This window comes from Stenotrophomonas maltophilia group sp. P373 (assembly GCF_053295075.1).
On the sequence record NZ_CM129994.1, the window covers coordinates 2,964,486 to 2,988,266 of the forward strand.

Below are 23,781 nucleotides of genomic sequence, written 5' to 3' on the forward strand. Positions count from 1 at the left end.
CGTTTCCGGGCCCGGCCCATCGGTGCAGGAAACGGAGTTTCCGCAGAACCAGCACGTGCCAGAATCCGGCCATGGACAGCACCGCCACCACCGCCCTCGATGCCCGCGTCGAACGAGTTTGCCGCCACCTTCAAGCCAGCCACGACGAACCCTCGCTGCAGGAACTGGCCGGGATCGCGGGTTGCAGCCCAACCCGTCTGCATCGCCTTTTCAAGGAAGCAACCGGGTTGACCCCGAAGCAGTACGCTGCCGCGCTGCGCGCCGACCGCCTGCGCACCGGGCTGGAACAACAGGAACGCATCACCGACGCCTTCCACGATGCCGGCTTCGGCTCCAGCGGTCGCTTCTACGAGAACGCGCCGAAGCTGCTGGGCATGACGCCGAAGCAATGGCGTGCCGGTGGTCGCGGCGAAGTCATCCACTTCGCGCTTGCCGAAAGTTCGTTGGGCAGCGTGCTGGTGGCCAGCAGTGCCACCGGCGTGGTCGCGATCCTGCTCGGCGACGATCCGGAAGCGCTGCTGCAGTCACTGCAGCAGCGCTTCCGCCAGGCCGAACTGGTCGGGGCCGACAGCGGCTATGAACAACTGGTGGCACAGGTGGTGGGCCTGGTCGAGGATCCCTCGCGAGGCGCCACGCTGCCGCTGGACATCCGCGGCACGGCCTTCCAGCAACGTGTATGGCAGGCGCTGCAGCAGATTCCGCGCGGACAGACGGCCTCATATGCCGAAATCGCCGCGCGTATCGGCGCGCCGCGATCGAGCCGCGCAGTGGCACGCGCCTGCGCAAGCAATCCGCTGGCCGTGGCGGTGCCCTGCCACCGGGTGGTGCGCCGCGACGGCGACCTGTCCGGCTATGCCTGGGGCGTGGCACGCAAGCGCGAACTGCTGCGCCGGGAAAAGCTCGCCAACGGCTGACGCGACCCGCAAGCCGCCGACCTTGTCGGCGCCCCCAACCTCCGGTAGCCGCCAACCTTGGCCGGCATCGGCCAAGCCCTCAGTCCAGCTTCACCACCAGCTTGCCGAAGTTGCGCCCCTGCAGCAGGCCAAAGAAGGCTTCCGGCGCCTTCTCCAGCCCTTCCACCACGTCCTCGCGGTACTGGACGCGGCCCTCGCGCAGCCACTGCGCCATCTCGCGCTCGAAGTCCGGCCACAGGTGCTTGAAGTCGTGCACGATGAAACCGCGCACGGTCAGGCGCTGGCGCAGGATCTGGCTGAACAGCGCCGGCAGGCGGTCCGGGCCAGGCTGCGCGACGCCACGATTGTTGTAGGTGGCGATGGTGCCGCACACCGGAATGCGGGCGAAGTCGTTGAGCAATGGCAGCACCGCATCCAGTACATGGCCCCCGACGTTCTCGAAGTACACGTCGATACCCGCAGGCACCGCCGCGCGCAGCTGCTCGGCAAAACCAGCAGCGCGATGATCCAGCGCCACGTCCACGCCCAGCGTCTGCAGATAGGCACGCTTGGCCTCGCCACCGGCGATGGCCACCACGCGCGCGCCCTGCAGCTTGGCCAACTGCGCCACGGTCGCGCCGACCGGCCCCGTTGCGGCGGCCACCACCAGCGTCTCTCCCGGCTGCAGGCGGGCGATTTCATGAAGGCTGGAATAGGCGGTGAAGCCCGGCATGCCATACACCCCCAGCGCCGTACTTAACGGCAGCCCGGCCGGGTCCAGGCGGCGGCCCAGCGCCTTGGCCGGCAGCACCGCGTGGGTCTGCCACCCGCCCGGCGCCAGCACCCGTTCGCCCACTGCGACACCCGCAGCCCTGGACTGCAATACCTCGGCCACGGTCTGGCCTTCCATCACAGCTTCCACTGCCACCGGCGCGGCATACGACGGTCCCTCATCCATGCGTCCACGCATGTACGGGTCCAGTGAGAGGTAGCGATTGCGCAGCAGCACCTCACCGTCGCCCAAGGGCGGCAGCGCGGCCTGCTCCAGGCGGAAATTGGCTGCAGTGGGCGCCCCCTGCGGACGCGACGCCAGCACGATGCGGGTGGTGGTCGATGAGTCGGACATGACGACGGTCTCTGCTGTTGCCAGCATCAGGAAGGAACGCCGACACTACGCCGCAGCGTTCCCCCATGGGGGTCACGAAAACAGCGTTCCATGTCCGGTATCGGTGCCGTCCACGCGCAGGCCGCGCCACGCCGCGTTTGTCGATCACGGTGGCCCGCTGAATTCCGCCGCACGCGATGATCACCGCGCCACCGCGCACGGATGAATCGGCATCCAGCGCCCCCCTGCCCAGCGACGGCGGATCAAGTACTTGCGTCTGCGCAGACGGCAATGTGAAGGTTTTTTGCCAAAATGCTTGCCGTAGCCGGCTGACCTCCGTAATATGCGCGTCCTTGGCAGCGACCTCGCTGCAATGAACTACGTGGCCGAGTAGCTCAGTTGGTAGAGCAGGGGATTGAAAATCCCCGTGTCGGCGGTTCGATTCCGTCCTCGGCCACCACGTTCGACAGCCTGCAGAAATGCGGGTCTTTTTTTCGGGAATCGCAGTTGATCGTGATTGCCACACAGTTTGGCCGAGTAGCTCAGTTGGTAGAGCAGGGGATTGAAAATCCCCGTGTCGGCGGTTCGATTCCGTCTTCGGCCACCATCTTTCGAGACCTGCAGAGATGCAGGTCTTTTTTTGTCCGTGCTTCGCGCACTGCACGAGTGGCGGATGCGGCGCCCGCGCACACGCCCGGTTGACGAAACATTTACACCGGCATGCGCGGCGGCACCTACGCTCCAGACTCCTGCCTGGAGCCTACCGATGCCTCTGCGCCCCGCCCTGTTCGCCTGCCTGCTGCTGGCCGCTTTCCCGGTGATCGCCACTGAACCTGTGCGCGCGGTCGAGCGCCTGGACATCGATCGCTACGCCGGCCAGTGGCACGAAATTGCGCATCTTCCGGTCTCGTTCCAGAAGCAGTGCGTGGGCGAGATCACCGCCAACTACGGACTGCGCAGCGATGGCCGCATCAGTGTCACCAACGCCTGCCGCAACGGCGACGGTGAGCGCGTGGTCGCCGAAGGCGTGGCACGCGCGGTGGCCGGCCATCCCGGCCAGTTGCAGGTGCGCTTCGCGCCGGACTGGCTGAGCTGGGTCCCGCTGGTCTGGGCCGACTACTGGGTGCTGGCGCTGGACCCGGACTATCAGTGGGCACTGGTCGGTGAACCGGACCGGAAGTACCTGTGGATCCTCTCGCGCCTGCCGGAAATGGATCGCGCACGCTTCGAAGCGCTGAAAGAAAAAGCCGAGGCCATGGGCTACGACCTGCGCCCGCTGCGCCTGATGGCCCCGCTTCGCGATACGCCCGCCGATTGAACCGCGTCGCAACCGCGGCGCCGCGCGCGCGCCGTCCGGCACCGCGCACGCCCGGCCGCCATCTTCACGCGCTACCCTCTGCGACGGGTCGCCACAGGCGATCCAAACAACCATACGCCGTAGTATGCTTATCCAAACGCACCCCTCCAGAGGACTTGCGCCCATGCTCCACCGTTTCCGTATCGCCTTGATTGTCCTGTGCACCCTCGCCCTTGTTGCCTGCAACAACGGCATCGTCAAGCGTGTTTCGGAACCGGCGGCCAGCCTGCAGCAGCTGACCGTGCGTGCCGACGGCAACTGGACCGTGGCCCTGCGCCTGCAGAACTTCAGCTCGATGCCGATGACCTTCGATGACGTCTCGCTGGCGCTGACCGTCGGCGACAACGAAGCCGGCACCCTGCACGCGCAGCCTGGCATCTCCATCGGCGGCACCTCCGCCGACGTGATCAATGTCGACCTGGTGCCCAGCTCGGCCGCGCGCCTGGTGGTGGCCGATGCGCTGGCCAGCAACCGCACCCTGGCCTATGGCCTGAAGGGAACGGTGGCGGCCACGCCGCAGGAAAAGAAGCAGCGCAGCTTCGACATCAGCAGCCGCAGCACCCTCAACCAGGCCCCCGGCCTGCCCGGCGTGCTGCGCTGAACGCGCCTTTCGTGGCGGCGCCCGGCGCCGCTCTCCCCTGCCCTGATCAAATCGAGACGTACCGATGAGCAGCTACACCGCCCCGCTTTCCGACCTCCGTTTCGCCCTGCACGACGTGCTCAAGGTCGAACTCCTGTTCGCCCGCCTGGGCTTCACCGACGCCACCGCCGACGTGGTCGATGCCGTGCTGGAGGAAGCCGGCCGCTTCAGCGCCACCGTACTGGCCCCGCTCAACAGCGTCGGCGACGAGATCGGCTGCGTGCTCGACCAGGCCACCGGTGAAGTGACCACCCCGCCCGGCTTCAAGCAGGCCTACGACCAGTTCGTCGATGGCGGCTGGACCGGCCTGACCGCCTCGCCGGAGCTGGGCGGCCAGGGCCTGCCGCACACTCTGGGCGTGCCGCTGAACGAAATGATCAATGCCGCCAACCTGGCGTGGGGCAACTTCCCGCTGCTCTCCCACGGCGCCATCGAAGCACTGAAGCAGCACGGCGAGGCCTGGCAGCACGAGGCTTTCCTCAAGCCGCTGATCGAGGGCCGCTGGACCGGCACCATGTGCCTGACCGAACCGCACTGCGGTACCGACCTCGGCCTGCTCAAGACCAAGGCCGAGCCGAACGCCGATGGGAGCTATTCGATCACCGGCACCAAGATCTTCATCACCGCCGGCGAGCATGACCTGACCGGGAACATCGTGCACCTGGTGCTGGCCAAGCTGCCCGACGCTCCCCCGGGTGCCAAGGGCATCTCGCTGTTCGTCACCCCGAAGTTCAAGGTCGACCGCGACGGCAACGTCGGCGAGCGCAACGCACTGCGCTGCGGCTCGATCGAGCACAAGATGGGCATCAAGGGGTCGGTCACCTGCGTGATGAACTTCGATGGCGCGCAGGGCTACCTGGTCGGCCAGCCGCACAAGGGCCTGCAGGCGATGTTCACCATGATGAACACCGCGCGCCTGGGGGTCGGCCTGCAGGGCATCGGCCTGTCCGAGCGCGCCTACCAGAACGCGCTGAAGTACAGCCGTGAGCGCCTGCAGTCGCGCGCCCTGAGTGGTGCCAGGTTCCCGGACAAGCCGGCCGACCCGATCCTGGTCCACCCGGATGTGCGCCGCATGCTGCTGACGGTGAAGTCGCTGGTCGAAGGCAGCCGCCTGCTGGCGCTGCACGCCGCCACCCTCATCGACGTTGCCCACCATGCCGAGGATGCCGCTGAGCGCGAGCGCGCCGACACCCTGGTGAGCTTCCTGACCCCGATCTCGAAGGCCTGCCAGACCGAATGGGGCATCGAGAACACCTACAACGCCCTGCAGTGCTTCGGTGGCCACGGCTACATCCGCGAGCACGGCATGGAGCAGCTGGCCCGCGACGCCCGCATCACCACGCTGTATGAAGGCACTACCGGCATCCAGGCGCTGGACCTGATCGGCCGCAAGACCGCGTCCAGCCAGGGCGCCGGCCTGAAGCTGATGCTGGCCGAGATCGAAGCCTTCGCCAAGGAACACGAGGGCAACGAAGCGCTGGCCGAGTTCATTGGCCCGCTGCGCGCCAAGGCCGCCGAATGGGGCAAGCTGACGATGGATGTGCTCCAGCGCGCGGCCGGCAATCCGGACGAACTGGGCGCGGCCAGCTACGACTACCTGTTCTATTCGGGTTACGTGGTGCTGGCCTACTGGTGGGCCCGCAGCGTCGCCGCCGCCGACGCCAGCGCACACGGCGCCGCCTTCGCCCAGGGCAAGCGCGAGACCGCGCGGTTCTACTTCGCCCGTGTGCTGCCGCGCACGCTCAGCCACGCCGCTGCGATCCAGTCCGGCGCCGCCCCGCTGATGGCGATGGACGACGAGCGCTTCGGCGTCTGAGCCGGGCTGCCGCCCGGCACCGGTAGTGCGGGCCGCTGGCCGGCAACCGCAACAGCAACAGCTGCATCCCGGTGGATGGCGGGGCGGTGTGGGCTGGCAGGACACGCCGTAAACCCATCCATGGGGGCTCGATGGCGCCATCCATGGCGCCAACGGTCCTGCCACCCCACACCACCCCGCCTCTGACAGTTCCCCGCGAACTGCGTAGATCCACGCCATGCGTGGATGGTCCCCCCCCCGAAATCCATCTGGAGAAGAGCCCCCTTTTGTTAAAGGGGGCGCGCCGACAGGCGCGGGGATTAGGAGGAATGCGCGGACCTGAATGTTGACGATTTGTGTATCGCCTGTCGGCGATACACAAATCGTCAACATTCAGGTATAAGCTGTTCTCCCGATGGAGACAGACACTACACGCTTGGGTCTGATCGAAGCCGGAGCTCCGTTTTCTGCTCCGGGCGCCGAAGCATCGCCCAACGCCACGACGCTGCATCGCCCCGGTTCGGTCCGGCTGCTCTCGCTTGATGCCCACGGACGCGTACTGGACTGGATCACTTGGCAGGATGCGGCCTGCCTCTACGCCCGCGAGGCAGTGGCCTGGACGCTCGGCGATCCCTGCCTGCACATCCACGGTGGCACCAACCGCTTCAGCGGCCTGCAGAGCGGCATGGACCTGCACCCGATCATCGCCGCCCGCGGCCACGCCCGCTCCCGCGCGATCGACCCCACGCCGAACCTGACCAATCAGGCCCTGTTCGCCCGCGACGCCCATCTGTGCATGTACTGCGGCCAGCAGTTCACCCGCCCGACTCTCACCCGCGACCATGTCATGCCGCTGTCCAAAGGTGGCCTGGACTGCTGGGAAAACGTGGTCACCGCGTGCTTCCACTGCAATTCGCGCAAGAGCGACCGCACCCCGCAGCAGGCCGGCATGCCCCTGCTGGCAGTGCCCTACCGGCCCAGCTGGATCGAGCACCTGATCCTGTCCAACCGCAACATCCTGGCCGACCAGATGGCCTTCCTGAAGGCGCAGTTGCCCAAGCGCTCGAAACTCAGCACCTGAACGCCCGAAAATGCAACCCTCACCGTCCTGTCACGGACGGCGGCGTTTGCTTGCCCCACCCCCGTTTGAGGGCGAAAATGGGCGTTCAGAAAAAGTGCGAACATGATGATCGACTCTGCCCGCTATCCCCGCCTCGCGCGCATCCAGACACCGGATGACCTGCGCACGTTCGACGAATCCGAATTGAGGGCGGTCGCAGACGAACTGCGCGCCTACCTCATCGAATCGGTGGGCAAGAGCGGAGGTCACTTCGCCGCCGGCCTGGGCGTTATCGAGCTCACCGTGGTCCTGCACTATCTGTACCAGACCCCGGTCGACCAGCTGGTGTGGGACGTCGGCCATCAGACCTACCCGCACAAGATCCTGACCGGCCGCCGCGACGAGATCCATACTGTCAAGCAGAAGGACGGTGTCGCGCCGTTCCCGAAGCGCGAGGAAAGCGAGTACGACACCTTCGGCGTCGGCCACTCCTCCACCTCGATCTCGGCCGCGCTCGGCATGGCCATCGCCCGCCAGTCCGAAGGCGACGACCGCAAGGTTGTGGCAGTGATCGGTGACGGCGCGATGACTGCCGGCATGGCATTTGAGGCGCTGATGCACGCCGGTGGCATGGAGCCGGAGCCGAACCTGCTGGTGATCCTCAACGACAACAACATGTCGATCTCCGAGGCAGTGGGCGGCCTGACCAAGATGCTGGGCCGAGCGACCGGCAGCCGTACGCTCAACGCGCTGCGCGAAGGTGGCAAGAAGATCCTCGGTGACAAGAAGAACAACCCGGCGCGTTTCGTGAAGCGCTGGGAAGAACACTGGAAGGGCATGTTCGTGCCCTCCACGATGTTCGAGGAAATGGGCTTCCACTACACCGGCCCGATCGACGGCCACGACATGCCGGCCCTGTTGTCCACCCTGAAGACGCTGCGCGCCTCCAAGGGCCCGAAGCTGCTGCATGTGATGACCACCAAGGGCAAGGGCTACGAGCCGGCAGAAGGCGATCAGATCGGTTACCACGCCGTGGGCCCATTCGATCCGGACAAGGGCCTGGTGGCCAAGGCCGGGGCCAAGAAGCCGACCTATACCGATGTATTCAGCGACTGGCTGTGCGATGCCGCCGCCGCCGAGCCGCGCCTCTACGGCATCACTCCGGCGATGCGCGAAGGCTCTGGCCTGGTGCGCTTCAGCAAGGAATACCCGCAGCGCTATTTCGACGTGGCGATCGCCGAGCAGCACGCGGTCACCCTCGCCGCCGGCATGGCCACCCAGGGTGGCAAGCCGGTGGTGGCGATCTACTCCACCTTCCTGCAGCGAGCGTACGACCAGCTGGTGCACGACGTGGCGATCCAGGATCTGGACGTGCTGTTTGCGATCGACCGCGCTGGCGTGGTCGGTCCGGACGGCGCGACCCACGCCGGCAACCTCGACCTCAGCTTCCTGCGCTGCGTGCCGAACATGGTGGTGATGGCACCCTCCAATGAAGCCGAGTGCCGGCAGATGCTCAGCACCGGCCTGCAGCACCCGGGTCCGGCGGCCGTGCGCTACCCGCGCGGTACGGGTACCGGCGTTGCGGCCGGCACCGACCTGTCGACCCTGCCGATCGGCAAGGGCGAGCTGCGCCTGCAGGGCAACCGCATCGCCCTGCTTGCCTTCGGCAGCACCGTGCCCGCCGCCGAGCAGGTCGGCCGCGAACTGGGCCTGAGCGTGGTCAACATGCGCTTCATCAAGCCACTGGATCGCGAGCTGGTGCTGACCATGGCCGCGCAGCACGAGGGCCTGGTCACGATCGAAGACAACGTCGTGGCCGGCGGTGCCGGTTCCGGTGTCGGTGAACTGCTCAATGCCGAAGGCGTGCTGCGTCCGATCCTGCACCTGGGCCTGCCCGACAGCTACCAGCACCACGCCAGCCGCGAGGACCTGCTGGCCGAAGCCGGTATCGATGCGGCCGGCATCCGCGCCGCCGTGCTCAAGCGTTGGCCACAGCTGGCCGCAGGCAGCCCACCGCTGAGCGCAGCGGGCTGAGGCCGATCAGGAATCCACGCATCACGGGAAGGTGCAGCCGAAGGCTCGCACCTTCCATGGTGGAAGCAGGTGGTTCCACGCCATGCGTGGATGGCCGGACCCCGCAGGCCTGCCCCGGAAGGCGCCCCACGCTCAACCGTAACTGACCGCTTCCACGAACGCCCCGCTGGCCTCCACGCGCACGGCGGCGCGCTGCCCGGTGTCGACGAAGTGCAGGCGGGCCAGGGTCTCGGCAAAGTCATAGGCTCGTGCGCCATCACGGAACTCGATTGGCTCCGGCCTATCCGGGTGCAGCACGCGCCACTGGCGCTGTTCGCATTGCAGGCGGATCAACATGCAGCTCACTCCTTGAGGCAGCGTATCGACGGCGGCGCGATGCTGATGCCGGCTACGGCAATCGACATCGGGAATCAGGGCACGCAAGGCGCCCTGATCACAGACGATACGGCGTTCAAAATGTGAGCTGTATCAGATTATTCTGATTTTCATGGGTTGAATCCGTAAAGCTCAGTTCACCTGGAACTGCGCCCTGCAGCCATCGCTCACCCAGATGCCGCGGCGATCCCAGCCCCAGCTCTGGCCTTCGATGCAGGCACTGCGCGAGTCCTGGCGGATCAGGCGCACGCCCCGGCGGATGCGGGCATCGCAGTACTCCTGCCGGTGGCCATTGGAATGGCAGGTGACCACATCGCCACCACCCCATCCATTGCCGTTGCCCCAGCCGCCGCCATTGCCGCCCCAGCCGCCGCCGCGGCGGTATTCACCGACGAATTCGGCACGGCACCCCTGTGTGACCCAGACGCCGTTGCGCGACTGGCCCCAGGTCTCACCTTCCACACAGGGCGAACCGGACAACTGGCGGATCAGCCGCGCGCGGCCATCCAGGCGGCACTCGTTGCTGCGGTTCTTGACCGACTCGCAGCGCACGATGCCACTGCCATCGCGGCCGCCATAGCGGTCGTCGTCGTAGCCGTAGCCATAGCTCTGCGCCTGGGCGCCGCCGGCGGCCGCCAGCATCGGCAACAGGGTGCAGGCCAGGGTGCGCCAGGTGAGTGCCTTGCCCATCGAGATCTCCAGATGAATACGATGGCGCAAGCATCCGGGATTCACGGCCCGGCGCACAGAGGGAGGCGCGATGGCAGTTGTTCCCCCATTCAAACAACTCAACCGTGGCTGACTGCACTACGGGGGCTGGCGTCACTCTCCAACGTAAAGCGCGTCTACCGTGTTGCCAAGCGCCTCGACCCGCACCGTGCTGCGCTGGCCGGTGCGGCGGTGATGCTCCAGGGCCAGCGCGGCGGCGGCATCAAAGGCGTCGGCGCCCCGGGCGTAACCGGTGGTGTCGCTCACCTGCGGATGCAGTACGGACCAGCGCTGGGCATTGCATTGGACGGTGATGACCATCGGGAGGCTCCTGCGGATGAAAGGGTGCAGTGGCAGGCAGCGGGCCGCTTGCCGTTACACCATCAGGCTAGCGACCGCCTCCGGGATGGCCCATCAGATTTGTACGAAAATGCCGCGCCTTCGCGTCGGATCTTGGCTTTCCTCACATCCCTGAGTCCGTTTAGCCCGTTCATTCCGTGATCCTTGTCACGGAGTCAGGCTGGCTTCACACTACCGTCATCAACAGGGGCCCCTTCCACATGCGCACCTTCTTCTCACAGCAACGCTGGACGTTGCTGAAGTTCTATTTCGTGGCCAGCTATCTGATCCTGATCGAAGAGTTGATCCGCGCCGCCGTGCATTGAGCGCTTGCTGGCGAGCTATTTGCGACAGAAAATGTCGCTTTAGGCACGGAGCTCGCACATGAAGGTGCTTCTTCTGATCCCGGCCCTGCTGGCTCTGGCCGCCTGTGCCAGCCAGGACACGGCGACCGCGCGCGCTGAGGCATCGCCAGCGACGCCGGTGGTGGGGGGCGACCGAGATGCGCACGGCTGTATCGGCTCTGCCGGGTATCAGTGGTGCGAACACAGCCAGCGCTGCGAGCGCCCCTGGGAGCTGGCGCAGGCGCAGGGCCTGGCCAACACGGCCGAGGCCATCGACGCGTACTGCGCCAAGCCCGCCAGCCCGGCGCGCAAGTGAGCACGCCCTGCCATGGCTGAGCTGACTCCCCTGCCCGATCTCGCCCGTGGCCGGTATCGCCACTTCAAGGGCGGCGACTACGAGGTGATCGACATCGTCCGCAGCAGCGAGACGTTGGAGCCGATGGTGCTCTATCGCGCACTCTATGGCGAAGGCGGCCTGTGGGTACGCCCCTACCCGATGTTCATCGAGCAGGTTCCGGGCGAACACGGCCCGCAGGCGCGCTTCGCTCGCATCGACGACTGATCCGGTGCGACCCGCAGTGAACCGGAGCCCACGATGAACCCCTATGTCTACCTGGCCGCCGCCATCGTGCTGGAAGTGATCGCCACGTCGCTGCTGAAGGCCTCGGACGGCATGAGCCGGCTGTGGCCGACAGTGGGCGCGCTGGTTGGCTATGGGCTGTGCTTCTACCTGCTGTCGGTCACCATGAAGTCGGTGCCGACCGGCATCGCCTATGCAATCTGGTCCGGCGTCGGCATCGTGCTGATCTCGCTGATCGGCCTGGTGGTGTTCAAGCAGCGGCTGGATGCACCGGCATTGATCGGGATCGGCCTGATCTGCGCCGGCGTACTGGTGATCAATATGTTCTCGCGCAGCAGCGCGCACTGAAGACGCTGCTGCGCGAACGGCGCTAGCTGACCTTCTTCAGCTGACCTTCTTCGCCACGCTCATGCCGATCAGGAACAGCACCACGGCGATGATGATGCCTGCCCAGAACAGGAACTTGGCGATGCCCACGGCGGCGCCAGCGATGCCGCCGAAGCCCAGCACGCCCGCGATGATGCCGATGATGGCGAAGATGATGGCCCACTTGATCATGTCGATCCTTTCCCAGCAGGGAATGCAAACGGTGCGATCAGGCTAGGCCGCCACCGATGCGGCGCTCGTGAACGGGCCGCGTGTGCGGCGTGAATCAACGCGGCCGGAAGCGCAACAACGCCACTGCGAAAGCCAGGAACACGCTTCCCACCAGCCGCTCGAACCAGCGCCGTGCGAATGGCTTGGCGAGCCAACGGCGCAGGCCGTGACCACCGGCCGCATACATCACGTACCAGAACAGTTCGCAGGTCGCGAAGGTCGCCACCAGCACGCTGTACTGCACGGCCTGGCTGCGCGACGGGTCGACGAACTGTGGCAGGAACGCTGCGGCGAACAGCAGTAGTTTGGGATTGCTCAGGCCGACCCACAGGCCGCCGCGGAACACCGTTCCTGCGCCATGTACCGGCGCCAGTGTGACCTCGTCAGCATCGGCCACCGCGGGTGCGGGCCGGCAACTGTCGCGCCAGGCCTTGATGCCGAGCCAGGCCAGGTAGGCCACACCGAGATAGCGCAGCACCTCGAACAGCATGGGCGAGGAATGCAGCAGCGCACTCAGGCCCGCTGCGGAAGCCGCCAGCACCAGCAGCATCGCCAGCACGCAGCCGGCCATGGCCGGCACACTGCCGCGCAATCCCAGCCCGACGCTGCGGCCAAGGATGTGCAGCATGTTGGGCCCAGGCGTCCCGCACAGCACGAAGACCGTGGCCAGGAACCACCACCAGGTATGCAGGGCCATATCAGGCGTCCACTTCAGAACATCCAACCAGCATAGAGTGCGCCGGCCTGGCGCGTCACACACAGTGCAGCATGGATGCGGTGGTTACAGAAACAGGCTCAGGCCGCGAGCGCGTCGCGCCGTACCAGTACCTGGTCGATCAGGCCCCATTCGCATGCCTGCTCGGCGCTCATGAACCGATCGCGGTCCAGGGTCTGTTCGACCTCCTCGAAACTGCGTCCGCAATGCCGCGCATACAGCTGGGTGATGCGATGCTTGGTGCGCTGCATCTCCTCGGCGTGGATGAAGATGTCCGAAGCCTGGCCCTGCACCCCGCCCAGCGGCTGGTGCACATGCAGGCTGGCATTGGCCAGCGCCGCGCGGTGACCCGGCTCGCCGGCCATCAGCAGGAACGAACCCATCGACCGCGCGGTGCCCATGCACAGCGTATGCACCGGGGCCGAGATGTATTGCATCGTGTCATACATCGCCAGGCCGCTGGAGATCACCCCGCCCGGCGAGTTGATGTACAGATGGATCGGCTTCTCCGGATTTTCAGATTCAAGGAACAGCAGTTGCGCGCAGACCAGCGCCGATACGGTGTCATCGACTTCGCCGTTGAGAAAGATGATGCGCTCGCGCAGGAGCCGCGAGTAGATGTCATAGGAGCGCTCACCGCGCTCGCTGCGTTCCACCACCATCGGTACCAGCTGCATTCTGTCCCGCATGTGCCTGCTCCCTGTAGCGTTCGATCCAGGCGCCGGCTCACGCCGCGCGCATCACCGTGCGATGGTCATCGTTGGACGCCGGCGGTATCAGCGCGCGCCGGTCGGTGAGCCGATGCACGATGGTCAGCACCGTTCCCCCATCCTCATCAGCGCGCAGCCGGAAACACACCAGGCTGTGCAGATGTGGGGGCTGTGCATCGCGCAAGCGGAATCCGAGCTCCCGCCCCTCCTCGAACAGGCAGGGCTTTGGATCGGCAAGATCGGCGGCAGGCAACCAGCGCTCACGCAGTGCCGGATCGAACAGTGCGCGCCAGACCCGTTCCGGTGGCGCAGGCAACCGCTGCTCCATCACCAGCGCGGGAGCCGCTTCCTTCAGAACATCGTCCATCAGTCCATCTCCTCCAGCAGGTTCTGCAGTGCGGACATCCGCGCCGGCCAGTAGGCCCGGTAACGCTGCAGCCAGCGTCCGATGTGGGCCAGCCCGCGCGGATCGACTTCATAGTGGACGAAGCGCCCCTGGCGCTGCTCACGCACCAGCCCTGCATCGCGCAGCACTGCCAGGTGCTGGGACATCGCAGACTGGCTGATCGCAATGCCCTCGCGCAGCGCGCTGGCATGCCGCCCGCCATCGGCCAGCTTTTCGAAGATGTGGCGGCGGGTGGGGTCAGCCAGCGCCTTGAACAGGGCGTTCTCGATCATGATCAACACATTAGCAGTCACTAATGTATGGTGCAACTGCCACACCTGCTGTGCTGCAATGACGACTCCCTGGCATGGAGCTGAGCATGAAGACCCTTGGCCTGATCGGCGGCATGAGCTGGGAAAGCTCGGCGCAGTACTACCGTCTCATCAACGAGACGGTGCGGCACCGCCTCGGTGGCGCGCATTCGGCGCAACTGCTGCTGTGGTCGGTGGATTTCGCCGACATCAAGCAGTTGCAGCACGACGGTCAGTGGGATGTGCTGGGCAACCACATGCTCGATGCCGCGCGGCGACTGCAGGCCGGTGGCGCCGAGCTACTGGTGATCTGCACCAACACCATGCATATGCTGGCCGGCCGGATCGAAGCCGAATGCCCGCTGCCCCTGCTGCATATCGCCGACCCGACCGCCACGGCGATCCTGCAGGCAGGTATCCGCAAGGTGGGACTGCTCGGCACCGCCTTCACCATGGAGCAGGCGTTCTACCGCGACCGGCTGCAGGACCGCTTCGGGCTGCAGGTACTGGTTCCAGAGGCTGATGATCGCCGCTGCGTGCACGACATCATCTACCAGGAGCTGATCGCCGGCGTGGCCAGCGAGCACTCGCGGCAGGTGTACGCCGGCGTGATTGCGCGGCTGGTCGCGCGCGGCGCCGAAGCGATCATCCTCGGCTGTACCGAGATCATGCTGCTGGTGCGCCCCGAGGACAGTGCGGTGCCGTTGTTCGACACGACCACCCTGCACGCGCTTGCGGCGGTGGACGCTGCGCTGGCCTGACCGCGCGCAGCGTCAGCCTTCGCCCTGGACTTCCAGTGCGGTGATCAGCCAGTCGACCACAGCCTGCGAATCACACAGGAAGAAGATGGCATCGCCCGAACGCGCTTCGGTCAGCAGCCGATAGACGGTAATCGCCACCGCCGACTGGTTGGCGATGAACACCTCCGGGCTGCGCGGCCCTTCGCTGTGGCCGGCCACGGCGTGCAACGCCTTGCGCGCAGCCACGGTGGCGGGCGGGTCTGCGCTGCGGGTCAGTTCCGGCCCGCGCAGGCCCCACGCAATGAACACATGCTTGCCCTTGAACGTGGTGTCCAGGACACGCACCTGCCCGGCCTCTGCGCCAGCCGAGCGATGAATGACGGTACTGCTGATCAACGCAACCCCCTGTGGTCGTCGTGGTCCGCGCATCCTCCTCCGCAAGCCGGCTGCACGCCAGTGACGGCAGCCACAGGCTGCGCCGGCATGCGTGGGAGACATGTAAGAAGGTGTAAGCCGATGCGATCGGATGTGCCGCGATGATAAGGGATGTAAGGCCCTGCATGGGCCGGTGCGCACTACTAAATCCCCACTGAGCCAGCGCCGGAACGATCCGTTCCGACGGCCTCGGGCTGGTCCATTCTTGCGGCCCATTCCCCCTGCCGAGGCTCTCCATGACCCATCGCCTGTTGCCGCCCATTGCCACCTCCGCCCTGGCCCTGCTGCTGGTGGCCACCACGGTGGCCGCCCAGGACTACGACAGCGATCACATTCCGCCGCTGCGTTGCGAGTCGCAGTTCAACAAGGCCCAGCAGTGCCCGATCGAAGGCCGCATGCGCATGGCCAGGCAGCTGTCGGTCACCCGCTGCGTCGAGGACCAGAACTGGGGCCAGAGCCGCCGCATGCTCTGGGTCACCGAAGGCTGCCGCGCTGAGTTCGTGGCAGACGAACAGGGACGCGGCCGCTGGCCGGGGCGCGGCCGGGATCGTGATCGGGATGACGACGGCGAGCGCCTGGTCTGCGAGTCCTACGAGCAGAAGGACAAGGAATGCCGCATCCGGGTGCGCCATGAAGTGCGCCTGGTCAAGCAGAAGTCGGTGACGCCGTGCGTCGAGGACCGCAACTGGGGCTGGGACCGCCGCGGGGTGTGGGTCAGCGACGGCTGCCGTGCCGAGTTCCGCGTGTATTGACTGCCGACCACACGCTGGCTTTGGCGGATACGCAGACACGGCCGACGTGATCGATGGACTGGGCGCATCCAGTCCAGGAGCCTGCGATGGCACCACCCGATCCTTCCTCGACGATGCTGCGTATCCGCGAGGTGATGCCCGCCTCGAGTTTCATCGACAGCGGCATCGTGCATGGATTGGACGAAGGCGATCCGGAGCTGATCTACCGCTTTTCCGGCAGCTGATCGAGATACGTGGTCACCTTTGCGTCCAGCAGGTCCATCAACACCGGATCCATGCAGCGATAGTCGTCGGGGATGTCCAGGCAATGCAGGCGCTTGTGTTCCAGCAGGCGCGCGTACGCGGCCCGCAGGCGATGCTGGTGCTTGGCCTCCATCACGAAGATGACATCGGCCCAGCGGATATCCGCCGGGCCGATGGGGCGTCGTGCGTGCGGGCTGGTGCCGGCCGACAGCGCGTTGAAGCCGGGCCGCCGTCGCCACATGGCTTCGGCGGTCGGGCTCCGCAGCTGGTTGCGGCTGCAGACGAACAGCAGGTTGATCATTCCTGTTCCTGCAGTTGCCGGGCGCTGAGGACCGGATAGGTGAAGCCCAGCTGGCGTGCACGCGCGAGCTTGGCATCGCGCGTATACAACAGCTTCCAGCTCTTCTCGGGCTTGTAGCGGTAGGCGGTCGTGGCGCGGTCGCCACCACGATTGCGGGCCTGGCTGCGACGCCAGGCACGGTTTCTTGCAGATTCCATGATGTGTTCTCGTGAGTACCGGGTTCAGCAGCCGCGGTAGTACGAGTGGCGCGCAGCATACACCGCACGCACAAAAAAGCCCACGCATCGCTGCGCGGGCTTCTTGATTCATCACAGTGGTCGGGACGGCCGGATTCGAACCGACGACCCTCTGCCCCCCAGGCATCGTTCCAGATAGGCCCATCCCGTTGATCTGTAAGGGTTTCAGGCCTTCGCAGGGCATCCCAAAAGTGCAAATTGGGCCCCAATCCGATCAATCACTTACGAGCCGATAGGGTGCATATGGCGGCTCTACCCGACGCCATCCGAACGGCGGCGATGCGATCCCCCCTTCAGCCAATTCCCCTTCCCTGTCCCGCCAATCGAGGATCTTCTCCGGGTGCTCCCCGCCGCGCCCCGTATCTAGCGCCCCACGGCCAGCATCCCCTTCCTCGGCGAGCGTACATGCAGCGGATCGCGACGAGCCTAGGCAGGTGTCACGAACTGCTGCCCGTCGGCGTCCTTGCTTCGGGTGGGGCGATTCCGGCCCCACAGATACCCGAAAAGGACCCATTAAAATGAATCGAGCCAACTGGTTCGTAGTCTCTCCCGAGGGCGCCAAAGCCGTGGGGCAACTGCATCACTTTGTGACCGCGGGCACCTCTCTGCCGCCGAAACTGGTGCATCTGGTGTTTTTGCGTGTGTCGCAGCTAAACGGCTGCGCCCACTGCATCGACATTCATACCCGTGATCTGCTTAAGGAAGGCATGCCGTTCGACACCATCGCTCTCCTACCTGTTTGGCACGAGGCCGCCTATCTATTCTCGGAACAAGAGCGCGCCGCACTGGCATGGGCAGAGGAAGTGACGCTCGTGAGCGAAACCCATGCATCTGATGAGGCGTACGAAAAAGTAGCCGCAGTATTCGGCGAGAAAGACCTGGTCGACCTCACGCTCACCATTGCGGCCATGAACGCGATCAACCGGATGGGCGTGAGCTTCAGATTGAAGCCCCGCGCCAAGCCCGCTGCGGAGAAGTAGCGTACGGCACGCCGGAGATCGTCCTGGCTTTGTCCGGGCCGAGGCGCTCGTAGGAACCATCGGTGGCCTACTCACCGCAAGGAACGGGCGGAGCAAGCCCCGCCCACATAGTGCCTTAACCCTGGACTTCCGCCCGGAAGGCAATCTCAATCAGCTGCTCGGGGAAGGCCAACGCCGAGACCCCGATCAGGTTGCTGGCCACCTGCGGCACCGGCTGGCCATACACGGCCGGCCGGACTTTGCTACTGGCCGCGAAAGCGGCCGGAACGTCGATGACGAACAGCGTTTCCTCGACCACGTCCGCGATCGACCCACCCAGCTCTGCCAGCAGCACCTGCGCGTTCTCGTAGGTGCGCCTCATCTGGGCTTCCATGGTGTCGAAGTTGGCGGGCTTGCCGTCGGCCCCCAGCTCCGCCGGCGCAACCAGCTCGCCCTGCGGCGTGTGCGAGAGCTGGCCGGACACGAAGATCGTGTTGTTGACGCGGACGGCCTGTACGTACCCGTAGGCCGATTCCCACGGCACTCCGAAGCTGGCGGTCTTTCGATTGGTAGCGTTCATCATTGCTCTCTCTGGTGAAAGGGCAAGTGTGGCAAGCATTTTGAGTCGACCGCCTCCCCTGAACGGGGGATCAGATTCGAGCGCGGGACAGCTGCTCTCTACCTGCCTTGACCCACGCCTTCATCGGATCCCTCGCCTGGGCTTGGTCTCCTTCGGCGGTTGGCGCGGTTCCAGCGCTTCCTTGATCCGCGCCAGTTCCAACCGCCCGGCCTCGGCCAGACGCCGGGCCTGTTGCTGCTGCTCACGGGTTGGCGGCAGGCCTGGCAGCGGCGGCTCGGGCTGGATCGGAGTGCTGTCGGTCAGCCGGGCGACCGCCTGGCGCAGGGGAAGATCGGGATACAGCCTGGCCGCGCACCAGCGCTCGGCGTACCGCTTCGCCTGCCGGACGTTGGCCGCGCGCACTTCCTTCACCTGCCACATCTTCTGGCCTTCCATCCATAGCCGGCCCCCGGGACCACCGTCGGGCGTGACGCTGGCCGTCTCGCGGCCGTTGTACCAAAGCGCCCAGCGCTCGCCGGTCTGGACCCAGCCAGAGGGGATTGGGGCGGTGCGGAAGCCGTGGGAAGAACGCATGGCCGGAAGGATACGGCTGGTGACGGTGAAGTTTGCCGACGTGCGCGACGGCCACCTGTGGGTAGTGCCGTCGAAAACCGAGGGCTCGACGAACGTTCGACTACAGATCGCCGTGGCCGGGCCGCTGCTCGACCTGCTGGCCAGGTGCCGCGATGACGTGGTTTCGCCGTTCGTGATCCACCGCCTGCCGGAAAAGGCCAGGCCCAGCGACAAGCGCGCGAAGGACCGAGCGCACCACACGCAGGTGCTGCCCGAGCAGCTGTCGCGTGCGTTCGCAAAGGCACGCGATGCTGCCGGCGTGGGTGGCGAAGCACCGCCAACATTCCATGAGATCCGCAGCCTGGGCGGTGCGCTGCTGCGCGATGCGGGCTGGACCACGGAACAGATTCAAGCGCTGATGGGACACGGCAACGCGTCGATGACTGAGCATTACCTGGGTGGCCATGAAGCGCCGTGGCAGCCGGTCACCACGGGTATCGCGCTACCTCGATAGGGTGGCGATAGGGGGTAATAGGGTGCACAACGAAAAAGGGCCTGCACCGCATGGCGCAAGCCCTTGTTCTATCGCTGCTTTTGGTCGGGACGGCCGGATTCGAACCGACGACCCTCTGCCCCCCAGGCAGATGCGCTACCAGGCTGCGCTACGCCCCGACTGATGCTGCGATGTGCCCGCCAGTGCGGCGGGCCGTGAAGTATAGCGGATTACGATGGAAATTGGATCAGCGGCGCAGCAACTGCAGCACTTCTTCCAGCTCCATGCGCACCTGCTTGATGATCTGGTTGCTCAGCGCCGATTCCTCGCGGGCATCGGGACCATCCAGGCGCAGGCGTGCACCACCGATGGTGTAGCCCTGTTCGTACAGCAGGCTGCGGATCTGCCGCACCATCAGCACGTCATGGCGCTGGTAGTAGCGGCGGTTGCCTCGGCGCTTGGCCGGCTCAAGGCTGGGAAACTCGGTTTCCCAGTAGCGCAGGACGTGCGGCTTGACGTCGCACAGCTCGCTGACCTCACCGATGGTGAAGTAGCGCTTGGCCGGGATCGGCGGTAGTTCGCGATTACTGCCCGGATCCAGCATAAGCTTCCACCCTCTCCTTGAGCTTCTGGCCCGGACGGAAGGTGACCACCGTACGGGCGGAAATCGGAATTTCCTCGCCGGTCTTCGGGTTGCGACCCGGGCGCTGGTTCTTGCGCCGCAGATCGAAATTACCGAAGCCCGACAGCTTCACCTGACGTCCCTGTTCCAATGCTTCACGCAGCACATCGAAAAACGCGTCGACGAATTCCTTGGCTTCCCGCTTGTTCAGACCGACTTCGTCGAACAGCTTTTCCGCCATCTCCGCCTTGGTCAATGCCATTGCCTGCTACCCCCGAGTGCCGCCCGCTCAGCCGCGGATCCGGGCGTGGTGTTCACGCTCGATGGCAGTGACCGCCTCGGCCACCACCGCATCCACGTCGCGGTCCGTCAGAGTGCGCGACTTGTCCTGCAAAATCAAGCCCATAGCGAGACTCTTGAATCCCGGCTCGACGCCCTGGCCGACGTAACGGTCGAACAGGTTCAGGTCGCGCAGCAGCGGGCCGGCGGCCTGGCGCACGGTCGCCGCCAGATCGGCCCAGGCCACCTGTTCAGGCACCAGGAACGCCAGGTCGCGACGCACCGCCGGGAAGCGCGACAGCTCGCCGGCACGTGGCAGGCGACGGGCGGTCAGCGGTTCCAGATCCAGCTCGAAGGCGTAGACATCGGCCTCGATATCCATCGCCTTGGCCAGACGCGGGTGGATCTGGCCGATCCAGCCGATCGCCACGCCATCGCGGTACACCTCGGCCGACCGCGCCGGGTGGCCGTAGGCACGGGCCGACGGGCGGAACTCCAGTACCGCACCACTGGCAGCCGCCAGCGATTCCAGGTCGCCCTTCAGATCATGGAAGTCGACCTTGCGAGTCGGCAGGCCCCACTGCACCGCCTGCGCGTCACCGCAGACAGCTGCCGCCACGCGCGGCGTTTCCAGCGGTGCCGGTTGGCCATCTCCGGCCTGCTGGGCGAACACGCGGCCGAGCTCGAACAGGCGCACGCGGCCGAGCTGGCGGGCGGCGTTGCGGCCCAGTGTGGCGACCAGGCCCGGCAGCAGCGACGGACGCATTACCGCCAGTTCGGCCGACAGTGGATTGGCCAGTGGCACCAGGCCGTCGCGCAGCTGCCACTGGGCCAGCAGCGCGTCGTCGACGAAGGCGAAATTGACGGTTTCCTGCTGGTCACGGGCGATCAGCTGGCGGCGCACGCTCAGCGCGTCCAGCTGGGTCTCGCTCGGCATCGCCACGCGGGCGGCACCGCCCGGCAGCGTGGTCGGGATCTGCTCGTAACCGTGGATGCGGGCCAGCTCTTCGATCAGGTCTTCTTCAATGGCGATGTCGAAGCGGCGGCTCGGCGCGACCACCTGCCAGCCGTCGGCAGCAGCAAGCACGTCCATGCCCAGCGCGCGCAGGATGCGCTCGACTTCCGCATCGTCGATGGTGATGCCGAGCACGCGGGTGATGCGGGCGCGGCGCAGCACGATGGTTGCCGGCTGCGGCAGATCGGCTTCACGCACGGCCTCGGTAACCGGCGCCGGGGTGCCGCCCGCCAGGTCCAGCACCAGGCGAGTGGCGTACTCGATCGCGATGCGCGGCAGCGCCGGATCGACGCCGCGCTCGAAGCGGTGGCCGGCATCGGTGTGCAGGCCCAGCTTGCGGCCACGGCCCATGATCGCAGCCGGCGCGAAGTGCGCGGCTTCCAGGAACACGGCGGTGGTTGCGTCGGTGACACGGGTGTCGAAGCCGCCCATCAGGCCAGCCAGGCCGATCGCACGATCGGCGTCGGTGACCACCAGGAAGCTGTCGTCCAGCGCGGCATCGCGGCCGTCCAGCAGCTTCAGCGTCTCGCCCGCGCGCGAACGGCGCACGGCAATGCTGCCCTGCAGGGTGCCGAGGTCGTAGGCATGCATCGGCTGACCCAGCTCCAGCATCACATACTGGGTGATGTCGACCAGCAGCGAGACCGGACGCACGCCACTGCGGCGCAGGCGCTCGGCCATCCACAACGGAGTCTTGGCGGCGGCGTTGACGCCCTCGATGACACGGCCCAGGTAACGCGGCGCTTCGGCGCCGGCGTCGAGCTGGATGCTCAGCTCACGGCTGCCGACTGCCGGAATGGCCTCGGCAGCGAAGTCCAGCACTTCGCTGCGGGTGGCGGCGGCGACGTCATAGGCGATGCCGCGCAGGCTGAAGCAGTCGGCGCGGTTCGGGGTCAGCTTGATCTCGATGCTGGCGTCCGGCAGGCCCAGGTAGTCGACCAGGGCCTGGCCGACCGGCGCGTCATCGGGCAGCTCCAGCAGGCCGGAGGCATCGTTGTCCAGGCCCAGCTCCTTGGCCGAGCACAGCATGCCGTTGGACTCGACGCCGCGCAGCTTGGCCGGCTTTATCTTCAGCTCGCCGATCTGCGCACCCACCATGGCCAGCGGCGCGACCAGGCCCGGGCGCGCGTTCGGTGCGCCGCAGACGATCTGCAGCAGTTCGCCCTGCCCGGCATCGACCCTGCACACCTGCAGGCGATCAGCTTCGGGATGGCGCACGGCCTCGACGATGCGCGCCACGACCACGTGATCGAGGCCTTCGCCCAGCGCGGTCACTTCTTCCACTTCCAGGCCGATGGCGGTCAGCACTGCACTCAGTTCATCGCGCGAGGCGCCGGTCGGGACATGGCTGCGCAGCCAGTTTTCGGAGAATTTCATGGTGTCACCCTGGTGGGCCCGGCGCATGCGCCTGGGCCTGCGAATTTAGGAGCAGCCGAGCATGGCTCGGCTCTACATGGTTGCGGCTTACGCGAACTGTTTCAGGAATCGCACGTCGTTCTCGAAGAACGCGCGCAGATCGTTGACGCCGTAACGAAGCATCGCGAAACGCTCCACGCCCATGCCGAACGCGAAGCCGGTGTAGCGCTCCGGATCGATGCCGACGTTGCGCAGCACGTTCGGATGGACCATGCCGCAGCCCAGCACTTCCAGCCAGCGGGTGCTGCCGTCGGGCTGCTGCCAGGCAATGTCCACTTCCGCGCCCGGCTCCACGAACGGGAAATAGCTGGGGCGGAAGCGCATCTCGAAGTCGCGCTCGAAGAACGCGCGCACGAACTCGGCCAGCGTGCCCTTCAGGTCGGCGAAGGTCGAATGCTCGTCCACCAGCAGGCCTTCCACCTGGTGGAACATCGGCGAATGGGTCTGGTCGCTGTCGCTGCGGTACACCTTGCCGGCGGCGATCATGCGCAGTGGCGGCGCGTGGTCGCCCATGTAGCGCACCTGCACGCCGGAGGTGTGCGTGCGCAGCAGGCGGCCGTCGCCGAAGTAGAAGGTGTCGTGCATGGCGCGCGCCGGATGGTGCGGCGGGAAGTTCAGCGCCTCGAAATTGTGCCAGTCGTCCTCGATCTCCGGCCCTTCCGACAGCTCGTAGCCCAGCCGGCCGAAAATGCCGGTGATGCGCTCCAGGGTGCGGGTGATCGGGTGCAGGCCGGCACGGTCGCCGTTGCGGCCCGGCAGGGTGATGTCGATGGCTTCGGCGGCCAGGCGCGCATCCAGCGCCGCGTCCTCCAGCAGCGCCTTGCGCTCGCCCAGCGCGCGGGTCAGCGCGTCGCGGGCCTGGTTGATCGCTTCACCAGCGGCCTTGCGCTCGTCCGCCGGCAGGGCGCCGAGCTGCTTGAGCTGCGAGGTGATGCTGCCACTCTTGCCAAGCAGGGCCACGCGCAGCTGTTCCAGCACGTCGGGACTCTGTGCGGCGGCCACATCGGCCAGCGCCTGGGTGGTGAGGGATTGGATGTCGCTCATGGGGGGCCGGAACTCCAGTCGATCTGCCATCGCGATGCGCGAAGGGCCGACCCCTGTCGCCACCGCCGTCCCCGCGCTGCCGCCATGGCCTCGCCGGAACCCAAAAAAGAATGGGGAAGGACTTGCGCCCTTCCCCATGCATTGCCTTGACCTGACACCGTTCCGA

At 66.3% G+C, this 23,781-nt stretch carries 30 protein-coding genes, 3 tRNA genes and 2 pseudogenes; 16 read left to right on the forward strand and 19 right to left on the reverse strand.

The window, feature by feature from the left end; all coding sequences use genetic code 11:
* The first annotated feature begins 71 nt into the window (after window positions 1-71).
* Entirely contained in the window at window positions 72-914 is an 843-nt protein-coding gene (locus ACSYHF_RS13815) for a bifunctional transcriptional activator/DNA repair enzyme AdaA (protein WP_065196615.1), read from the forward strand.
* A 79-nt stretch (window positions 915-993) separates the two neighbouring features.
* On the opposite strand, the gene ACSYHF_RS13820 is transcribed toward ACSYHF_RS13815, so the two are convergent.
* Window positions 994-2,019 carry an NADP-dependent oxidoreductase gene (locus ACSYHF_RS13820; RefSeq protein ID WP_005417804.1) on the reverse strand — a complete coding sequence of 342 codons (1,026 nt, stop codon included), beginning with the start codon at window positions 2,017-2,019 and terminating at the stop codon, window positions 994-996.
* Window positions 2,020-2,382: 363 nt separating this feature from the next.
* Between ACSYHF_RS13820 and ACSYHF_RS13825 the strand changes: the two genes are divergently transcribed.
* The 7 genes from ACSYHF_RS13825 (at window position 2,383) to dxs (ending at window position 8,884) form a co-directional block, all read left to right on the forward strand.
* A tRNA-Phe gene (locus tag ACSYHF_RS13825) sits at window positions 2,383-2,458 on the forward strand.
* A gap of 71 nt (window positions 2,459-2,529) precedes the next feature.
* Window positions 2,530-2,605: transfer RNA gene (locus ACSYHF_RS13830), tRNA-Phe, on the forward strand.
* 159 nt (window positions 2,606-2,764) lie between these two features.
* Window positions 2,765-3,316: a lipocalin family protein gene (locus ACSYHF_RS13835; RefSeq protein ID WP_005417806.1), complete on the forward strand. Its 552-nt coding sequence runs from the start codon at window positions 2,765-2,767 to the stop codon at window positions 3,314-3,316.
* 163 nt (window positions 3,317-3,479) lie between these two features.
* Window positions 3,480-3,956, forward strand: a complete 477-nt coding sequence (locus tag ACSYHF_RS13840) for an NDR1/HIN1-like protein (protein WP_005417809.1) — start codon at window positions 3,480-3,482, stop codon at window positions 3,954-3,956.
* Window positions 3,957-4,020: 64 nt separating this feature from the next.
* Window positions 4,021-5,811: an acyl-CoA dehydrogenase C-terminal domain-containing protein gene (locus ACSYHF_RS13845; protein WP_111128628.1), complete on the forward strand. Its 1,791-nt coding sequence runs from the start codon at window positions 4,021-4,023 to the stop codon at window positions 5,809-5,811.
* Between the two features lie 394 nt (window positions 5,812-6,205).
* Entirely contained in the window at window positions 6,206-6,871 is a 666-nt protein-coding gene (locus tag ACSYHF_RS13850; RefSeq protein WP_032954353.1) for an HNH endonuclease, read from the forward strand.
* A gap of 105 nt (window positions 6,872-6,976) precedes the next feature.
* The gene (gene dxs / locus ACSYHF_RS13855; protein ID WP_111127807.1) at window positions 6,977-8,884 is read left to right on the forward strand and encodes a 1-deoxy-D-xylulose-5-phosphate synthase; all 1,908 of its coding nucleotides are present in this window, start codon (window positions 6,977-6,979) and stop codon (window positions 8,882-8,884) included.
* 132 nt (window positions 8,885-9,016) lie between these two features.
* Here the strand turns inward: dxs and ACSYHF_RS13860 are convergent, their stop codons facing one another.
* The 3 genes from ACSYHF_RS13860 to ACSYHF_RS13870 form a co-directional block, all read right to left on the reverse strand.
* Entirely contained in the window at window positions 9,017-9,220 is a 204-nt protein-coding gene (locus ACSYHF_RS13860) for a hypothetical protein (RefSeq protein WP_005417823.1), read from the reverse strand.
* A gap of 171 nt (window positions 9,221-9,391) precedes the next feature.
* On the reverse strand, window positions 9,392-9,949 hold the full coding sequence (locus tag ACSYHF_RS13865; RefSeq protein WP_005417825.1) for a DUF3011 domain-containing protein: 558 nt from the start codon (window positions 9,947-9,949) through the stop codon (window positions 9,392-9,394).
* A 132-nt stretch (window positions 9,950-10,081) separates the two neighbouring features.
* A complete protein-coding gene (locus ACSYHF_RS13870; RefSeq protein WP_005417826.1) occupies window positions 10,082-10,288 on the reverse strand; it encodes a hypothetical protein in 207 nt (68 codons plus the stop codon).
* Window positions 10,289-10,690: 402 nt separating this feature from the next.
* On the opposite strand from ACSYHF_RS13870, the gene ACSYHF_RS13875 reads away from it, so the two are divergent.
* Genes ACSYHF_RS13875 through ACSYHF_RS13885 form a run of 3 tightly spaced genes read left to right on the forward strand, consistent with a single transcriptional unit; the run spans window position 10,691 to window position 11,578 of the window.
* Window positions 10,691-10,966 (forward strand): hypothetical protein, encoded by a 276-nt coding sequence (locus ACSYHF_RS13875; protein ID WP_005417831.1) that lies wholly within the window; start codon window positions 10,691-10,693, stop codon window positions 10,964-10,966.
* Between the two features lie 12 nt (window positions 10,967-10,978).
* On the forward strand, window positions 10,979-11,212 hold the full coding sequence (locus ACSYHF_RS13880; RefSeq protein WP_005417832.1) for a DUF1653 domain-containing protein: 234 nt from the start codon (window positions 10,979-10,981) through the stop codon (window positions 11,210-11,212).
* Window positions 11,213-11,245: 33 nt separating this feature from the next.
* On the forward strand, window positions 11,246-11,578 hold the full coding sequence (locus ACSYHF_RS13885) for an SMR family transporter (protein ID WP_329915619.1): 333 nt from the start codon (window positions 11,246-11,248) through the stop codon (window positions 11,576-11,578).
* A gap of 36 nt (window positions 11,579-11,614) precedes the next feature.
* Here the strand turns inward: ACSYHF_RS13885 and ACSYHF_RS13890 are convergent, their stop codons facing one another.
* The 5 genes from ACSYHF_RS13890 to ACSYHF_RS13910 all read right to left on the reverse strand — a co-directional run bounded on the left by ACSYHF_RS13890 (window position 11,615) and on the right by ACSYHF_RS13910 (window position 13,930).
* Complete coding sequence (locus ACSYHF_RS13890; protein WP_005417836.1) at window positions 11,615-11,788, reverse strand: DUF1328 domain-containing protein; 174 nt, start codon at window positions 11,786-11,788, stop codon at window positions 11,615-11,617.
* 94 nt (window positions 11,789-11,882) lie between these two features.
* A complete protein-coding gene (locus tag ACSYHF_RS13895) occupies window positions 11,883-12,524 on the reverse strand; it encodes a LysE family translocator (protein WP_329915618.1) in 642 nt (213 codons plus the stop codon).
* A gap of 98 nt (window positions 12,525-12,622) precedes the next feature.
* Window positions 12,623-13,231, reverse strand: a complete 609-nt coding sequence (locus ACSYHF_RS13900; protein WP_053499231.1) for an ATP-dependent Clp protease proteolytic subunit — start codon at window positions 13,229-13,231, stop codon at window positions 12,623-12,625.
* Between the two features lie 37 nt (window positions 13,232-13,268).
* Window positions 13,269-13,619, reverse strand: a complete 351-nt coding sequence (locus tag ACSYHF_RS13905) for a polyketide cyclase (RefSeq protein WP_065179579.1) — start codon at window positions 13,617-13,619, stop codon at window positions 13,269-13,271.
* A complete protein-coding gene (locus tag ACSYHF_RS13910) occupies window positions 13,619-13,930 on the reverse strand; it encodes an ArsR/SmtB family transcription factor (RefSeq protein ID WP_005417843.1) in 312 nt (103 codons plus the stop codon). Before ACSYHF_RS13910 ends, ACSYHF_RS13905 begins: the two co-directional genes overlap by 1 nt.
* Window positions 13,931-14,004: 74 nt before the next feature.
* Here ACSYHF_RS13910 and ACSYHF_RS13915 point away from each other — a divergent pair, with 74 nt between their 5' ends.
* The gene (locus ACSYHF_RS13915; RefSeq protein WP_321573326.1) at window positions 14,005-14,709 is read left to right on the forward strand and encodes an aspartate/glutamate racemase family protein; all 705 of its coding nucleotides are present in this window, start codon (window positions 14,005-14,007) and stop codon (window positions 14,707-14,709) included.
* Window positions 14,710-14,721: 12 nt separating this feature from the next.
* Here the strand turns inward: ACSYHF_RS13915 and ACSYHF_RS13920 are convergent, their stop codons facing one another.
* Entirely contained in the window at window positions 14,722-15,117 is a 396-nt protein-coding gene (locus ACSYHF_RS13920; RefSeq protein ID WP_061478088.1) for a hypothetical protein, read from the reverse strand.
* A 242-nt stretch (window positions 15,118-15,359) separates the two neighbouring features.
* On the opposite strand from ACSYHF_RS13920, the gene ACSYHF_RS13925 reads away from it, so the two are divergent.
* Together ACSYHF_RS13925 and ACSYHF_RS13930 are read left to right on the forward strand one after the other, a co-directional pair.
* Window positions 15,360-15,875, forward strand: coding sequence for a DUF3011 domain-containing protein (locus tag ACSYHF_RS13925; RefSeq protein ID WP_447575740.1), 516 nt, complete (start codon window positions 15,360-15,362; stop codon window positions 15,873-15,875).
* Window positions 15,876-16,015: 140 nt separating this feature from the next.
* A pseudogene (locus ACSYHF_RS13930) lies at window positions 16,016-16,099 on the forward strand (GNAT family N-acetyltransferase); the annotation flags it as partial.
* Here the strand turns inward: ACSYHF_RS13930 and ACSYHF_RS13935 are convergent.
* Window positions 16,078-16,419, reverse strand: a complete 342-nt coding sequence (locus tag ACSYHF_RS13935; protein ID WP_005417852.1) for a low molecular weight protein tyrosine phosphatase family protein — start codon at window positions 16,417-16,419, stop codon at window positions 16,078-16,080. The pseudogene ACSYHF_RS13930 and the gene ACSYHF_RS13935 overlap by 22 nt on opposite strands.
* Window positions 16,416-16,616 (reverse strand): hypothetical protein, encoded by a 201-nt coding sequence (locus tag ACSYHF_RS13940; protein ID WP_005417854.1) that lies wholly within the window; start codon window positions 16,614-16,616, stop codon window positions 16,416-16,418. Before ACSYHF_RS13940 ends, ACSYHF_RS13935 begins: the two co-directional genes overlap by 4 nt.
* A gap of 557 nt (window positions 16,617-17,173) precedes the next feature.
* Here ACSYHF_RS13940 and ACSYHF_RS13945 point away from each other — a divergent pair.
* On the forward strand, window positions 17,174-17,635 hold the full coding sequence (locus tag ACSYHF_RS13945) for a carboxymuconolactone decarboxylase family protein (protein WP_019660562.1): 462 nt from the start codon (window positions 17,174-17,176) through the stop codon (window positions 17,633-17,635).
* A 115-nt stretch (window positions 17,636-17,750) separates the two neighbouring features.
* On the opposite strand, the gene ACSYHF_RS13950 is transcribed toward ACSYHF_RS13945, so the two are convergent.
* Window positions 17,751-18,194 carry a RidA family protein gene (locus ACSYHF_RS13950; RefSeq protein WP_005417857.1) on the reverse strand — a complete coding sequence of 148 codons (444 nt, stop codon included), beginning with the start codon at window positions 18,192-18,194 and terminating at the stop codon, window positions 17,751-17,753.
* Between the two features lie 70 nt (window positions 18,195-18,264).
* A pseudogene (locus ACSYHF_RS13955) lies at window positions 18,265-18,767 on the reverse strand (hypothetical protein).
* Window positions 18,768-18,786: 19 nt separating this feature from the next.
* On the opposite strand from ACSYHF_RS13955, the gene ACSYHF_RS13960 reads away from it, so the two are divergent.
* The gene (locus ACSYHF_RS13960) at window positions 18,787-19,260 is read left to right on the forward strand and encodes a tyrosine-type recombinase/integrase (RefSeq protein ID WP_005417861.1); all 474 of its coding nucleotides are present in this window, start codon (window positions 18,787-18,789) and stop codon (window positions 19,258-19,260) included.
* Between the two features lie 81 nt (window positions 19,261-19,341).
* Here ACSYHF_RS13960 and ACSYHF_RS13965 read toward each other — a convergent pair.
* The 5 genes from ACSYHF_RS13965 to ACSYHF_RS13985 all read right to left on the reverse strand — a co-directional run bounded on the left by ACSYHF_RS13965 (window position 19,342) and on the right by ACSYHF_RS13985 (window position 23,615).
* Window positions 19,342-19,418: transfer RNA gene (locus tag ACSYHF_RS13965), tRNA-Pro, on the reverse strand.
* Between the two features lie 68 nt (window positions 19,419-19,486).
* Window positions 19,487-19,843, reverse strand: coding sequence for a MerR family transcriptional regulator (locus ACSYHF_RS13970; RefSeq protein WP_005410431.1), 357 nt, complete (start codon window positions 19,841-19,843; stop codon window positions 19,487-19,489).
* Window positions 19,824-20,123 carry an integration host factor subunit alpha gene (locus tag ACSYHF_RS13975; RefSeq protein WP_005410432.1) on the reverse strand — a complete coding sequence of 100 codons (300 nt, stop codon included), beginning with the start codon at window positions 20,121-20,123 and terminating at the stop codon, window positions 19,824-19,826. The genes ACSYHF_RS13970 and ACSYHF_RS13975 overlap by 20 nt, the downstream gene beginning before the upstream one ends.
* A 27-nt stretch (window positions 20,124-20,150) precedes the next feature.
* Window positions 20,151-22,532 (reverse strand): phenylalanine--tRNA ligase subunit beta, encoded by a 2,382-nt coding sequence (pheT, locus tag ACSYHF_RS13980; RefSeq protein ID WP_447575741.1) that lies wholly within the window; start codon window positions 22,530-22,532, stop codon window positions 20,151-20,153.
* A gap of 87 nt (window positions 22,533-22,619) precedes the next feature.
* Window positions 22,620-23,615 carry a phenylalanine--tRNA ligase subunit alpha gene (locus ACSYHF_RS13985; RefSeq protein WP_005417865.1) on the reverse strand — a complete coding sequence of 332 codons (996 nt, stop codon included), beginning with the start codon at window positions 23,613-23,615 and terminating at the stop codon, window positions 22,620-22,622.
* Window positions 23,616-23,781: the final 166 nt, after the last annotated feature.

Coding starts and splice junctions, on each gene's coding strand:
- ACSYHF_RS13815 (WP_065196615.1), top strand. CDS start 72: ATGGACAGCACCGCCACCACCGCCCTCGATGCCCGCGTCGAACGAGTT.
- ACSYHF_RS13820 (WP_005417804.1), bottom strand. CDS start 2,019: ATGTCCGACTCATCGACCACCACCCGCATCGTGCTGGCGTCGCGTCCG.
- ACSYHF_RS13835 (WP_005417806.1), top strand. CDS start 2,765: ATGCCTCTGCGCCCCGCCCTGTTCGCCTGCCTGCTGCTGGCCGCTTTC.
- ACSYHF_RS13840 (WP_005417809.1), top strand. CDS start 3,480: ATGCTCCACCGTTTCCGTATCGCCTTGATTGTCCTGTGCACCCTCGCC.
- ACSYHF_RS13845 (WP_111128628.1), top strand. CDS start 4,021: ATGAGCAGCTACACCGCCCCGCTTTCCGACCTCCGTTTCGCCCTGCAC.
- ACSYHF_RS13850 (WP_032954353.1), top strand. CDS start 6,206: ATGGAGACAGACACTACACGCTTGGGTCTGATCGAAGCCGGAGCTCCG.
- dxs (WP_111127807.1), top strand. CDS start 6,977: ATGATCGACTCTGCCCGCTATCCCCGCCTCGCGCGCATCCAGACACCG.
- ACSYHF_RS13860 (WP_005417823.1), bottom strand. CDS start 9,220: ATGTTGATCCGCCTGCAATGCGAACAGCGCCAGTGGCGCGTGCTGCAC.
- ACSYHF_RS13865 (WP_005417825.1), bottom strand. CDS start 9,949: ATGGGCAAGGCACTCACCTGGCGCACCCTGGCCTGCACCCTGTTGCCG.
- ACSYHF_RS13870 (WP_005417826.1), bottom strand. CDS start 10,288: ATGGTCATCACCGTCCAATGCAATGCCCAGCGCTGGTCCGTACTGCAT.
- ACSYHF_RS13875 (WP_005417831.1), top strand. CDS start 10,691: ATGAAGGTGCTTCTTCTGATCCCGGCCCTGCTGGCTCTGGCCGCCTGT.
- ACSYHF_RS13880 (WP_005417832.1), top strand. CDS start 10,979: ATGGCTGAGCTGACTCCCCTGCCCGATCTCGCCCGTGGCCGGTATCGC.
- ACSYHF_RS13885 (WP_329915619.1), top strand. CDS start 11,246: ATGAACCCCTATGTCTACCTGGCCGCCGCCATCGTGCTGGAAGTGATC.
- ACSYHF_RS13890 (WP_005417836.1), bottom strand. CDS start 11,788: ATGATCAAGTGGGCCATCATCTTCGCCATCATCGGCATCATCGCGGGC.
- ACSYHF_RS13895 (WP_329915618.1), bottom strand. CDS start 12,524: ATGGCCCTGCATACCTGGTGGTGGTTCCTGGCCACGGTCTTCGTGCTG.
- ACSYHF_RS13900 (WP_053499231.1), bottom strand. CDS start 13,231: ATGCGGGACAGAATGCAGCTGGTACCGATGGTGGTGGAACGCAGCGAG.
- ACSYHF_RS13905 (WP_065179579.1), bottom strand. CDS start 13,619: ATGGACGATGTTCTGAAGGAAGCGGCTCCCGCGCTGGTGATGGAGCAG.
- ACSYHF_RS13910 (WP_005417843.1), bottom strand. CDS start 13,930: ATGATCGAGAACGCCCTGTTCAAGGCGCTGGCTGACCCCACCCGCCGC.
- ACSYHF_RS13915 (WP_321573326.1), top strand. CDS start 14,005: ATGGAGCTGAGCATGAAGACCCTTGGCCTGATCGGCGGCATGAGCTGG.
- ACSYHF_RS13920 (WP_061478088.1), bottom strand. CDS start 15,117: ATGCGCGGACCACGACGACCACAGGGGGTTGCGTTGATCAGCAGTACC.
- ACSYHF_RS13925 (WP_447575740.1), top strand. CDS start 15,360: ATGACCCATCGCCTGTTGCCGCCCATTGCCACCTCCGCCCTGGCCCTG.
- ACSYHF_RS13935 (WP_005417852.1), bottom strand. CDS start 16,419: ATGATCAACCTGCTGTTCGTCTGCAGCCGCAACCAGCTGCGGAGCCCG.
- ACSYHF_RS13940 (WP_005417854.1), bottom strand. CDS start 16,616: ATGGAATCTGCAAGAAACCGTGCCTGGCGTCGCAGCCAGGCCCGCAAT.
- ACSYHF_RS13945 (WP_019660562.1), top strand. CDS start 17,174: ATGAATCGAGCCAACTGGTTCGTAGTCTCTCCCGAGGGCGCCAAAGCC.
- ACSYHF_RS13950 (WP_005417857.1), bottom strand. CDS start 18,194: ATGAACGCTACCAATCGAAAGACCGCCAGCTTCGGAGTGCCGTGGGAA.
- ACSYHF_RS13970 (WP_005410431.1), bottom strand. CDS start 19,843: ATGCTGGATCCGGGCAGTAATCGCGAACTACCGCCGATCCCGGCCAAG.
- ACSYHF_RS13975 (WP_005410432.1), bottom strand. CDS start 20,123: ATGGCATTGACCAAGGCGGAGATGGCGGAAAAGCTGTTCGACGAAGTC.
- pheT (WP_447575741.1), bottom strand. CDS start 22,532: ATGAAATTCTCCGAAAACTGGCTGCGCAGCCATGTCCCGACCGGCGCC.
- ACSYHF_RS13985 (WP_005417865.1), bottom strand. CDS start 23,615: ATGAGCGACATCCAATCCCTCACCACCCAGGCGCTGGCCGATGTGGCC.